The organism is Achromobacter sp. RTa (genome assembly GCF_000757485.1).
Classification (GTDB): domain Bacteria; phylum Pseudomonadota; class Gammaproteobacteria; order Burkholderiales; family Burkholderiaceae_B; genus Achromobacter.
The window spans coordinates 196,121-208,048 of the sequence record NZ_JPYO01000045.1 but is presented as its reverse complement, the minus strand read 5'-3'; the positions used below and the strand labels follow the sequence as shown (position 1 = coordinate 208,048).

Sequence of the window (11,928 nt, the reverse complement as noted above, 5' to 3'; positions counted from 1 at the left end):
GTGTGGGGCCTTCCCTTTATTTCAGCCAGACGCGGGCGTTGCGGAAAATGCGCATCCAGGGGCTAAACGCGCCGCCCTTGTCCGCATTGCCCCACTTCTCGGGCGCCCACGACATCATCACGTTGCGGGTCACGCGTTCCGGGTGCGGCATCATGACCGTGAAGCGGCCATCGGCGGTGGTGACCGAGGTCAGGCCGCCGGGGCTGCCGTTCGGGTTGAACGGATAGGCTTCCGTCGGCTGCCCGCGGTTGTCGATAAAGCGCGCGGCGGCGAGCACCTTGGAAGCGTCGCCCTGCTGCGAGAAGTCGGCATAGCCTTCGCCGTGGGCCACGGCGACCGGCACGCGGGCGCCTTCCATGCCGGCGAAGAAGATCGACGGCGACTTGGCCACTTCAACCATGGACAGGCGCGCTTCGTACTTTTCCGACTGGTTGCGCGTGAAGCGCGGCCAGAATTCGGCGCCCGGGATCATCGGCGCCAGCGCAGCCATCATCTGGCAGCCGTTGCACACGCCCAGCGCGAAGGTATCGGGACGCGCGAAGTACGCGGCGAACTGGTCCGACAGCTTGCTGTTGAAGCGGATGGTGCGGGCCCAGCCTTCGCCGGCGCCCAGCACGTCGCCGTAGCTGAAGCCGCCCACGGCCACCAGGCCCTGCGCCTGCGCCAGGTCCACGCGGCCCGACAGCAGGTCGGTCATGTGCACGTCGATGGCTTCGAAGCCCGCGGTGTCGAAGGCCCAGCCCATTTCCACCTGGCTGTTGCAGCCCTGCTCGCGCAGGATCGCCACGCGCGGACGCTTGCCGGTGTTGATGAAGGGCGCGGCCACGTCTTCCTGGGGGTCGAAGTCCACGTTGGGGCTCATGCCCGGATCCGTCGCGTCGTTCCAGACGTCAAGCTCGGCCTGGGCGCAAGCCGGGTTGTCGCGGCGCGCCATGATGCGGTAGGACACTTCGCTCCAGGCGCGGCCGAGCTCGGCGCGCGGCTGGCCCCAGACCTTCTTGCCATCGCGGTAGAACTCCACTTCGTCCGCGCCATTCAGGCCGCCGATGACGTGCGAGTGAGCCGACAGGCCCGCGCCGCGCAGCACCTGCATGACGGCGTCGCGCTGCGAGGCCGGCACCTGGATCACGGCGCCCGCTTCTTCCGAGAAGAGCGCCTTCAGCGTCAGTTCTTCGCGCTGCACCGCCACCTGCTCGGGGCGGATCTTGTAGTCGCCCCAATCCGCCGATTGCGGATCGAAGGTCAGCATGTCCAGGTTCACCGAGATGCCGGTGCGGCCGGCGAAGGCCATTTCGGCCAGGGTCGCGAACAGGCCGCCGTCGGAACGGTCGTGGTAAGCCAGGATGGTGCCGGCTTCCGCCAGGGTGCGGATGGTAACGAAGAACGCGCGCAGGTCTTGCGGGGCGTCGATGTCCGGCACGGTCTCGCCGACCTGGTTGTAGGCCTGCGCCAGGATCGAACCGCCCATGCGATGGCGGCCGCGGCCCAGGTCGATCAGGATCAGCACGCTGTCGCCCGCGTCGGTGCGCAGCTGCGGAGTCAGGCTGGCGCGCACATCGGCCACCGGCGCGAAGGCCGTGACCACCAGCGACACCGGCGCCACCACCTGGCGCTGCTCGCCATCCTGTTCCCAGGAGGTTTTCATGGACAGCGAGTCCTTGCCCACCGGGATGGACAGGCCCGTGGCCTGGCAGATTTCGCTGACGGCGGAAACCGTGTCGTACAGCGCGGCGTCCTGGCCGTCCACGCCGCAGGCGGCCATCCAGTTGGCGGACAGCTTGATGTCTTCCAGGCGCGCCACGTCCGCGGCGGCCAGGTTGGTCAGGGCTTCGGCCACGGCCATGCGGCCCGAGGCCGGCGCGTCCAGCATGGCGATCGGCGTGCGCTCGCCCATGGACATCGCTTCGCCGCGGAAGCCTTCGTAGTCGGCCAGCGTCACTGCGCAATCTGCCACCGGCACCTGCCAGGGGCCGACCATCTGGTCGCGGCTGGACAGCCCACCCACCGTGCGGTCGCCGATGGTGATGAGGAAGGACTTGTTGGCCACCGTGGGGTGGCGCAACACGCGGTAGGCGGCTTCGGTCAGGTCGATGCCGGCCAGGTCCAGCGGCTCGGACACGCCGGGCAGGCGCTTCACATCGCGCGTCATGCGCGGCGGCTTGCCCAGGATCACGTCGATCGGCACGTCCACGGGACGCACCTCGGCCTCGCCCTGCGGGCGGGTCGTGTCCAGGCCCGGCAGGCCTTCGCCGTCCACCACGCGCAGCTGGCGCTCTTCGGTGGCCACACCCACCACCGCGTACGGGCAGCGTTCGCGGCGCGCGATGGCGTCGAAGCGTTCGAGGTCCTTGGGCAGGATCGACAGGACATAGCGTTCCTGCGATTCGTTGCTCCAGATTTCAGCCGGCGACAGGCCCGACTCTTCGAGCGGCACGCGCTTCAGGTCGAAGATGGCGCCGCGGCCGGCGTCGTTGACGAGTTCCGGGAAGGCATTGGACAGGCCGCCCGCGCCCACGTCGTGGATCGCGATGATGGGGTTGTTCTCGGCCTGCTGCCAGCAGCGGTCGATGACTTCCTGCGCGCGGCGTTCGATCTCTGGGTTGCCGCGCTGGACGGAGTCGAAATCCAGTTCGGCCGAGTTGCTGCCCATGCTGATGCTGGATGCGGCGCCGCCGCCCATGCCGATGCGGAAGCCCGGGCCGCCCAGCTGGATCAGCAGCGCGCCGGGGGGAATGACTTCCTTGTGGGTCAGGCCGGCGTCGATGCTGCCCAGGCCGCCCGCGATCATGATGGGCTTGTGGTAGCCCCAGCGCGTGCCGCCGGCGGTCTGCTCGAACGAACGGAAATAGCCCAGCAGGTTGGGCCGGCCGAATTCGTTGTTGAAGGCGGCGCCGCCGATGGGGCCGTCGATCATGATGGACAGCGGCGAGGCGATGCGCTCGGGCAGGCCGTGATGGTCGGCTTCCCAGGGCTGCAGGGCGTCGTCGAAGCGCAGGTGCGACACGGTGAAGCCGGTCAAGCCGGCCTTGGGCTTGGAGCCGCGGCCGGTGGCGCCTTCGTCGCGGATCTCGCCGCCCGCGCCCGTGGACGCGCCGGGGAACGGCGCGATCGCGGTCGGGTGGTTGTGCGTTTCCACCTTCATCAGCGTGTGCACGGTGGTGTCGCGGCGGATGTACTTGGCGCCTTCGACGCCCTCGCCCGTCACGCCCGGCACGCCGGCCTGGAAGCGCTGCGCGGGGCCGCCTTCCATGATGGCGGCGTTATCAGAATAGGCAACGACCGTGCCCGCCGGCTGCGCCTTGTGCGTGGCGCGGATCATGCCGAACAGCGTGTTGGGCTGCTCCTGGCCGTCGATCACCCACTGGGCGTTGAAGATCTTGTGGCGGCAGTGCTCGCTGTTGGCCTGCGCGAACATCATCAGTTCCACGTCGGTGGGATCGCGGCCCAGGTCGCTGAAGGACTTGGCCAGGTATTCGATCTCGTCGTCGGACAGCGCCAGGCCCAGCGTGGAGTTGGCCTCGACCAGTGCCTGCGCGCCGCGCGCCTGCACGTCCACGGTGCGCATGGGCTTGCCCGCCAGCGGCTGGAACAGCGCCTGGCCGTCGAAGCTGGCGTCCACCACTGTTTCGGTCATGCGGTCGTGCAGACAATCGGCCGCGCGCGCCAGCATGGCGTCGTCGAAGGACTTGGCGCCCAGCAGGCCGCGCTCCGGCGTGATCACGTAGCGCACGCCGCGTTCGATGCGGTGGACGGACGACAGGCCGCAATTGTGGGCGATGTCGGTGGCCTTGCTGGCCCACGGGGAGATCGTGCCCAGGCGCGGGATGACCAGCAGCGCCAGGCTCTTGGCCGGCGCATCGCCGGAAGCGGGCGTGCCGTAGTCCAGCAACTGGGTCAGTTGAGCCTGTTGCTCGGCCGTCAGGGCGGCGTCGGTGCTGACGAAGTGCTCGTAGCGGGCGGATATGTCGGCCACCGGCAAGCCGGCTTCCTTCAACTGCGCCAGGAGGCGTTCGCGACGAAAGGAGGACAGGACGGAGGAACCAGGCAGATGCTGAACTAGGGACACGATGCGGGCGCCGTATAAGGAAGAGAGGTGCAAAACGTGATTTTACCCGTTTAGGGGGTTTTCCCGGAGCCGCCGTTCAATCCGTCCGGGAATCTCCGATTCCGGCCATTGTTACAAAAGAATTCCGCCGTTTGGAAGCCGGCATGATGCATAGCAGCATGGCGCCCTATTTCCTTGCAGATTAGGTCTTTGCAATGGCGGCCGAGGGATATTTTCTCCAATTGATGCTGCAATGCATCATGTTGCGGCCATCCCGCACCGCGGGAAAACACGAACTTCCCCGCCCCCGGCGCGACGGTAGGATGCTGCGACCCCACAAATAAAAAAGCATAGCGCCTACCCGCGCGCTGGCCGTTGCCTCACATGTCCCGCCCCGAAGCCCCCGCCGAGCCCGTCGAACCGATCATTCCCGTAGAAACCGATCCCGCCGTAAAAGTGCCGCTGGCCATCGAGGACTGGCTGGCCGTGATCCTGCTGGCGACCCTGGCGATCATTACCTTCCTGAACGTGCTGGTGCGTTACTTCACCGACCAGTCGTTCGCGTGGACAGAGGAAATCTCGGTCTTCCTGCTCATCGTCCTGACCATGGCGGGCGGCAGCATGGCCTTCGTCCGCAACCACCACATCCGGATCGAGATCCTGGCCGACAACGGCTCGCCGCGCCGCCAGCGCATCATGGCGCTGATTTCCAATAGCTGCGTGCTGGCGTTCTTCGTGCTGCTGACCGTCCTATCGGTCAAGCTGGTGTTGGACGAATTCGTCTACGAAGAAACCTCCCCCGCGATCGGCGTGCCGACCTGGTGGTATTCGATCTGGCTGCCGGTGATGGCCGCGGCGATCTCGCTGCGCACCCTGGGCATCATCCGCCGGATAGCGCGCGCGCCCGTCGACACGGCCCGCGGGGAACAGCCATGATCGCGGGCATCCTCTTCGCGGTTTTCATCGTCCTGATGCTGATCGGCGTGCCGGTCGGCGTGGCGCTGGGCATCGGCGGCACGGTGGCCATCGTGCTGTCCAACCTGGACACGCCCTGGTACGGGCTCTTGACCGTGCCGCAGAACTTCTACGCCGGCCTGGCAAAGTACCCGCTGCTGGCGATCCCCATGTTCGTGCTGGTGGGCTCGATCTTCGACCGCTCGGGCGTGGCCAAGCGCCTGGTGGATTTCGCGATCGCGATCGTCGGGCGCGGCCCGGGCATGCTGCCGCTGGTGTCGATCGCCGTGGCCATGTTCCTGGGCGGCATCTCCGGTTCGGGCCCCGCCTGCGCGGCGGCGGTGGGCGCGGTGATGATCGCCGCCATGTCGCGCGCGGGTTACCCCGGCTCGTTCTCGGCCGCCGTGGTGGCCGCCGGCGCCGCCACCGACATCCTGATCCCGCCGTCGGTCGCCTTCATCATCTACTCGGTGCTGGTGCCGGGCGCGTCCGTGCCCGCCCTGTTCGCGGCCGGCATGATCCCCGGCATCCTGGCCGGTTTCGCGCTCATCATTCCGGCGGTCTGGCTGGCGCGCAAGCACAAGATGGGCGCGCTGGAAGCCCACCTGCCGCGCCCGCCCTTCTGGGCGAGCCTGCGCGAAGCGTCCTGGGGCCTGGCCGCGCCGGTCCTGATCCTGGGCGGGATGCGCATGGGCTGGTTCACCCCCACGGAAGCCGCCGTGGTCGCGGTCTTCTACGGCCTGTTCGTGGGCATGTTCATCCACCGCACCATCAAGCTGCGCGACCTCTTCGTCATCCTGCGCGAAGCCGCGGAACTGTCCGCGGTCATCATGCTGGTGGTGACGCTGGCCGGCATCTTCGCCTGGGCGCTGTCCACCCTCAGCGTCATCGACCCCATCACGCACGCCATCGTCAATTCGGGCCTGGGCGAGTATGGCGTGCTGGCGCTCCTGATCCTGCTGCTGATGACCGTGGGCATGTTCCTGGACGGCATCTCCATCTTCCTGATATTCGTGCCGCTGCTCATGCCGATCGCCAACGCCTACGGCTGGGATCCGGTGTGGTTCGGCGTGATCCTCACCCTGAAGGTGGCGCTGGGCCAGTTCACCCCGCCGCTGGCCGTGAACCTGATGGTGTCGTGCCGCATCGCGCGCGTGCCGATGGAGTCCACGGTGCGCTGGGTGGTATGGCTGCTGGGCGCGATGTTCCTGGTGCTGGTCGCGGTGCTGGCCTTCCCGCAGCTGGCGCTGTGGCTGCCGCACAAGCTGGGATATTGACGAGAGGGACCCCGCCGGCATGACGGGTAGGCATTACACAACAACAGACAGACTTGCAAAGAGAGGAGACGCAACATGAAATTCCGCAACCTGATCGGCGCCGCCCTGTGCGCCGCGGCAGTGGTGGGCATGGCGCCCGCCCATGCGCAGAACTACAAGCCCGAGTACAAGCTGTCCATCGTCGTCGGCACCACCTTCCCGTGGGGCCAGGGCGCCGAAATCTGGTCGAACCTGGTGCGCGAGCGCACGCAGGGCCGCATCAATATCAAGGTCTACCCCGGCACCTCGCTGGTCCAGGGCGACCAGACCCGCGAATTCACCGCCATCCGCCAGGGCGTGATCGACATGGCCGTCGGCTCCACCATCAACTGGTCGCCGCAGGTCAAGCAGCTGAACCTGTTCTCCCTGCCCTTCCTGATGCCCGACTACGCCGCCATCGACGCGCTGGTGCAGGGCGACGTGGGCCGCGAAATGTTCAAGCTCATCGAAAAGGCCGGCGTGGTGCCGCTGGCCTGGGGCGAGAACGGCTACCGCCAGCTCAGCAACTCCAAGCATGAGATCAAGAAGCCCGAGGACATGAAGGGCATGAAGCTGCGCGTGGTGGGCTCACCGCTGTATATCGACACGTTCACCGCGCTGGGCGCCAACCCCACGCAGATGAGCTGGGCCGACGCCCAGCCGGCGCTGGCCAGCGGCGCCGTGGACGGCCAGGAGAATCCCCTGTCCATCTACACCGGCTCCAAGCTCTACACGGTGGGCCAGAAGTACCTGACCCTGTGGAACTACGTGGCCGACCCGCTGGTCTTCGTGGTCAACCGCGAAGTCTGGAATTCCTGGTCCGAGAAGGACCGCGACATCGTGCGCCAGGCTGCGCTGGATGCCGGCAAGCAGCAGATCGTGATCGCGCGCAAGGGCGTCACGCCCGAGGATCCGTCGCTGCTGAAGGAGATCGAAGGCCACGGCGTCACGGTGAGCTCGCTGTCGCAGGCCGACCACGACGCCTTCGTGAAAGCAACCAAGCCCGTCTACGACAAGTGGAAGAAGCAGATCGGCGAAGACCTGGTGAACCTGGCCGAGAAGTCGATCGCCAACCGCAAGAAGTAAGCCCGCAAGAACACTGCAAGCCCCAGGGGAACCGGCGGCGCAAGCCGCCAACCGAGGCAGGGACGCCAGATCCCGCCCACCAACGGGCGCCGGCCAAAAGCTGGCGCCCGTAATTTTTTGGGTTTCTTGGGGGAGTGTCAGACACCCGGGGAGCAATGGCGCAAGTCTGCGGGGCTTGCCGTAGGGGTGTCAGACACTGTTTTGATGGGAGTGTCAGAAACCGGTTTGATGCCGAGGCATCCGACGCCCTGCCCATTTCTTGTGTCTGACACCCGTACGCGCCGCCGCCCCAACCTGAAGCAGCGCCCCCGGGTGTCAGACACCCCCGCAAAAAACACCCTCCAAACGTCTGGCATCCTCGGAAGAATCCCCCGGGTGTCAGGCACGCTCGAAAAAAATCTACTCCGGATACCGAACCTCCAGGATATCCAGTTCCTCGACCCCGCCCGGGGTACGCAGGACCACCGTATCGCCCTCCTTCGCCTTGATCAGGGCGCGGGCCACCGGGGATATCCAGCTGATCTTTCCGGCCAGGGGTTCGGCCTCATCGACGCCGACGATGGTCACGGAATGTTCCTCGCCGGCCTTGTCGGAATACAGCACCGTGGCGCCGAAGAATACCTGGTCGCGGTTGGGCTGGGCGGCGGGGTCGACGACCTCGGCGATGTCGAGACGCTTGGTCAGGAAACGCATGCGGCGGTCGATTTCGCGCAGGCGCTTCTTGCCGTAGAGGTAATCGCCGTTCTCGGAGCGGTCGCCATTGGACGCCGCCCAGGACACCACCTGCACGACGGAGGGGCGCTCCACGTTCATCAGGTGCGTGAGCTCGCCGCGCAGGCGTTCGTAGCCGCCGGGCGTCATGTAGTTCTTCGTACCCGCCGGCAGCGCCTGGGCTTGCGGCAGGTCCTCGTCGTCCTCGTGGTCGGATTCTTTGACAAATGCTTTATTCATGGCGATTGCGCCGGTGGGGCGCGGTCACAGTCGATAATTTGCAGGGCAAGGCGGCGCGTCGGCCGCCAGCGTCAGAACCAGTCGTGCCAGACCGGTTTAAGGTCGGACGGCAGCGCCGGCAGGCAGCCCAGGTCCATCCGGCTTTCCTTCGGGCTATGGAAGTCCGAGCCGCGCGACGCCAGGAAACCGTAGCGGCGCGCCACGTCCGCATACTGGCGGGCTTCCTCGACGGTATGGCTGCCCGTGTTGACCTCGATGCCCACGCCGCCGAGTTGCAGGAACTCATCGAACAGCGCGGCGAATTGCAAGGGCGTGTACTTATAGCGGCCCGGATGCGCGATGACGGCCTGGCCGCCCGCGCCGCGTATCCAGCCCACCGCCTCGGCCAGGGTGGCCCACTGCATGGGCACGTGGCCGGGGCGGTCGTCGCCCAGGTGCTTGTTGAACACGGTCTGCACGTCCGGGCAGTAGCCGGCTTCGACCAGATAGCGCGCGAAGTGCGTGCGGCTGATCAGCTCGGGGTTGCCGGCAAACGGCAGCGCGCCCTCGTAGGCGCCCGGCATGCCCATGCCGGCCAGGCGCTCGCCGATGCGCTTGGCGCGTTCGGCGCGGCCGGCGCGGGTCTTGCGCAAGCCTTCGACCAGCGCGGTGTTTTCAGGGTCGAACCGCAGACCGACGATGTGCACCGTCAAGCCGGCCCACGTCACCGAGATCTCGACGCCGGTGGCGAATTCCATGCCCAGTTCGCGCGCCGCGCTGGCGGCTTCCACCAGGCCGCCCACTTCGTCGTGGTCGGTCAGCGCCCAGACGTCCACGCCGTTGGCGTGCGCGCGCCGCGCCACATCGCGAGGCGCGAGCGCGCCGTCCGAGACGGTGGAATGGCAATGCAGGTCGATGTTGAGGGTGCGCGTGTTCATGGGGCTATTGTAGGGAAGGCCCGCCAGCGTGGATAGCGCCCCGTCCGTCCCTGGTTTGCCAGGGCCGGCGCGCAGCGCTTCCTGCGTGAGTATTCCTAGGCCAGCAGGAAGGCCGCCACCGGCTCCACCTGCTCGTCGGCGATCAGTGTGGGCGCATGGCCCACGCCCCGCACCTCGCGCGCCTGCGCGCGCGGGTTGCGCTGGAGCATCTCGTCGACCGTGGCCCGCGTCAACAGGTCGGATTGCTCGCCGCGCACGATCAGCACCGGGCAGTCCAGCGAGTCATAGGAGCGCCACAGGATCTGCTCGCCCGCCGCCAGTTCCTCGGGAGTCTGCGCGGCCAGGGCCTGGGACAGCGCCAGGTCGTAGTGCTTGACCCATTTGCCGCCCTGCTCGGGATACAGATAACGCGCCAGATCGGCCCATTGCGCGTCCGTGTGCGGACCGAAGGTCTCCGAATTGGCGCGCATGGTGGCGACGGCCTCCTCGAACGAGGCGAACTCGCCGGGCTCGCCCACGTACTGGCCAATGCGCGCCAACGCGCCCGTTTCCAGCCGGGGACCGACGTCGTTGAGCACCAGCCTGTCGAGGCGCACGCCCTCGCCGGGCGGCAGCATGCCCGCGTGCGGGCGCATGGCCAGCATCGCCCGGGCGAACACCGCCGCGCCGGACAGCGCCAGGCCGATCAGCCCGCCCATGGACGTGCCCAGCCACGCCAGCCTCGCCGGCCGCAGCCGGGCGACCAGGGTCACCATGTCGGACACATATTGCGGCACGGTGTAGAACGCGGGATTGGCCAGCCAGTCCGAGCGGCCCCGGCCCACCACGTCGGGGCAGACCACGCGGTAGCGGCCCGCGACGCGGCGGGCCAGCGTGTCGAAATCACGGCCGCTGCGGGTCAGTCCGTGCACGCAGACCAGCACCTGGTCGTTGGCGGGATCGCCCCACTCCCAGTAGGCCATGCGATGCAGGCCGGCCGGGCTGGCGCAAGTGACGAATTCCAAACGGGGTTCCAGGCTGGCATCCACTATCCATACACTCCACAAGTCCGCACGCGCCGATACGGCGGCGTGCCAGGCCGGTATCTTATAGGACAGGCCATACCGGACGCCGGACGGGCCCGGTAGTTTAATCGCCGCAGGCTTGCGGGCGCATGACAGCCGGGCAGGCAACCGCGCCGTGCGCGCGGCCCTGGACTATCGGCCCGGTCGTCGCTACGATCATCCCATCCGGATCGACGCCCGCCCTCCCAAGGCGGCCAGCGGAATTGCGGTTGCCTATCGGCGCGATCCAATCATTAAATTGGAGTTGCCCGCCATTTGGCGCCACAGTTTGCAGTCTCGAGCATTGCCAGATCAGTCTTCCCAAATTGATATGGAGTCCGTATGCAGCAAAGCAGTCCCGCCTCCCCGCTGACCTCCGTCGATCCCGCGGTCAGCTCCCCTCCGCCCCAAGCCCCCAAAGTGCTGCAAGACGTCCTGGCCCGCGCCGACGTCCAGATCAACGGCACGCGCCCCTGGGACATCCAGGTGCACGACAAGCATATGTACGACCGGGTATTTGCAAGCTGGTCGCTGGGTCTGGGCGAGTCCTACATGGACGGCGAGTGGGACTGCGACCAGCTCGACGAGCTGTTCACCCGGCTGCTGCGCGCCGACATGGGGTCGGCGGCGCTGGGTCTGGCGCGAGTCAAGCTGATCGCCGAACACCTGCGCCACAAGCTCTTCAACCTGCAATCCAAGAACCGGGCCTTCGAAGTCGGGAAACAGCATTACGACGCCGGCAACGACGTGTTCGAAGCCATGCTGGACAGCCGCATGATCTATTCCTGCGCCTACTGGGAACACGCCCAGACGCTGGAAGAAGCGCAGCTGGCAAAGCTGGACATGATCTGCCGCAAGCTGCAGCTAAAGCAGGGTGAAACCCTGCTCGACATCGGCTGCGGCTGGGGCGGACTGGCCAAGTTCGCGGCCGAACGCTATGGCGTGAAAGTCACCGGCGTAACCGTCTCCAAGGAACAGCTGGCGCTGGCCCAGGAGCGCGTGAAGGGCCTGCCCGTGGAACTGCTGCTGCAGGACTACCGCGACCTGCAGGGCAGTTTCGACAAGGTGGTGTCGGTGGGCATGTTCGAACACGTCGGTCCCAAGAACTACGACACCTACTTCACCCACGTGCAGCGCCTGATGGCGCCAGGCGGCGCATTCCTGCTGCACACCATCGGCATCGCGTCCACCAGCCAGAGCACCGACCCCTGGATCGACCGCTACGTCTTCCCGAACGGCAAGCTGCCGTCCGCCCGGGAAATCGCCACGGCGGTGGAAGGCCGATTCATCATCGAGGACTGGCACAACTTCGGCGCCGACTACGACCGCACGCTGATGGCGTGGTGGGAGAATTTCGAACGCGCCTGGCCCGAACTGGAATCGCGCTACGGCACGCGCTTCTACCGCATGTGGAAATACTATCTGATGTGCTGCGCGGGCTTCTTCCGCTCACGCGAGGGCCAGCTCTGGCAAGTGATGCTGACCCATCCGCAGCGCCAGGAAACGTATCGGTCGCTGCGGTGAATGCGGTGCCATTTGCACCGGTCATCTCAGTGTCTGACACCCCATGCGCCGCCCGTCAGGCCGCAACGCCGTCTCCGGGTGTCAGACACCCGGAAGCACGCTCTCAAGCCTGG

At 66.9% G+C, this 11,928-nt stretch carries 8 protein-coding genes; 4 read left to right on the top strand and 4 right to left on the bottom strand.

Annotation, left to right across the window (positions count from 1 at the left end; translation table 11 throughout):
* Positions 1–16: 16 nt before the first annotated feature.
* Entirely contained in the window at positions 17–4,066 is a 4,050-nt protein-coding gene (purL, locus tag JL37_RS25250) for a phosphoribosylformylglycinamidine synthase (RefSeq protein WP_043548202.1), read from the bottom strand.
* Positions 4,067–4,429: 363 nt separating this feature from the next.
* On the opposite strand from purL, the gene JL37_RS25245 reads away from it, so the two are divergent.
* The 3 genes from JL37_RS25245 (at position 4,430) to JL37_RS25235 (ending at position 7,380) form a co-directional block, all read left to right on the top strand.
* Positions 4,430–4,981 carry a TRAP transporter small permease gene (locus tag JL37_RS25245; RefSeq protein WP_043547725.1) on the top strand — a complete coding sequence of 184 codons (552 nt, stop codon included), beginning with the start codon at positions 4,430–4,432 and terminating at the stop codon, positions 4,979–4,981.
* A complete protein-coding gene (locus JL37_RS25240; protein ID WP_043547724.1) occupies positions 4,978–6,276 on the top strand; it encodes a TRAP transporter large permease in 1,299 nt (432 codons plus the stop codon). Before JL37_RS25245 ends, JL37_RS25240 begins: the two co-directional genes overlap by 4 nt.
* A 75-nt stretch (positions 6,277–6,351) precedes the next feature.
* Positions 6,352–7,380 carry a DctP family TRAP transporter solute-binding subunit gene (locus JL37_RS25235; RefSeq protein ID WP_043547723.1) on the top strand — a complete coding sequence of 343 codons (1,029 nt, stop codon included), beginning with the start codon at positions 6,352–6,354 and terminating at the stop codon, positions 7,378–7,380.
* A 399-nt stretch (positions 7,381–7,779) separates the two neighbouring features.
* Here the strand turns inward: JL37_RS25235 and greB are convergent, their stop codons facing one another.
* The 3 genes from greB to JL37_RS25220 form a co-directional block, all read right to left on the bottom strand.
* Positions 7,780–8,331 (bottom strand): transcription elongation factor GreB, encoded by a 552-nt coding sequence (greB, locus tag JL37_RS25230; RefSeq protein WP_043547722.1) that lies wholly within the window; start codon positions 8,329–8,331, stop codon positions 7,780–7,782.
* Between the two features lie 71 nt (positions 8,332–8,402).
* Positions 8,403–9,248, bottom strand: a complete 846-nt coding sequence (locus JL37_RS25225) for a 3',5'-nucleoside bisphosphate phosphatase (protein ID WP_043547721.1) — start codon at positions 9,246–9,248, stop codon at positions 8,403–8,405.
* A gap of 95 nt (positions 9,249–9,343) precedes the next feature.
* The gene (locus tag JL37_RS25220) at positions 9,344–10,279 is read right to left on the bottom strand and encodes an alpha/beta fold hydrolase (protein ID WP_043548201.1); all 936 of its coding nucleotides are present in this window, start codon (positions 10,277–10,279) and stop codon (positions 9,344–9,346) included.
* 354 nt (positions 10,280–10,633) lie between these two features.
* Between JL37_RS25220 and cfa the strand changes: the two genes are divergently transcribed.
* Positions 10,634–11,815 (top strand): cyclopropane fatty acyl phospholipid synthase, encoded by a 1,182-nt coding sequence (gene cfa, locus JL37_RS25215; protein WP_043547720.1) that lies wholly within the window; start codon positions 10,634–10,636, stop codon positions 11,813–11,815.
* Positions 11,816–11,928: the final 113 nt, after the last annotated feature.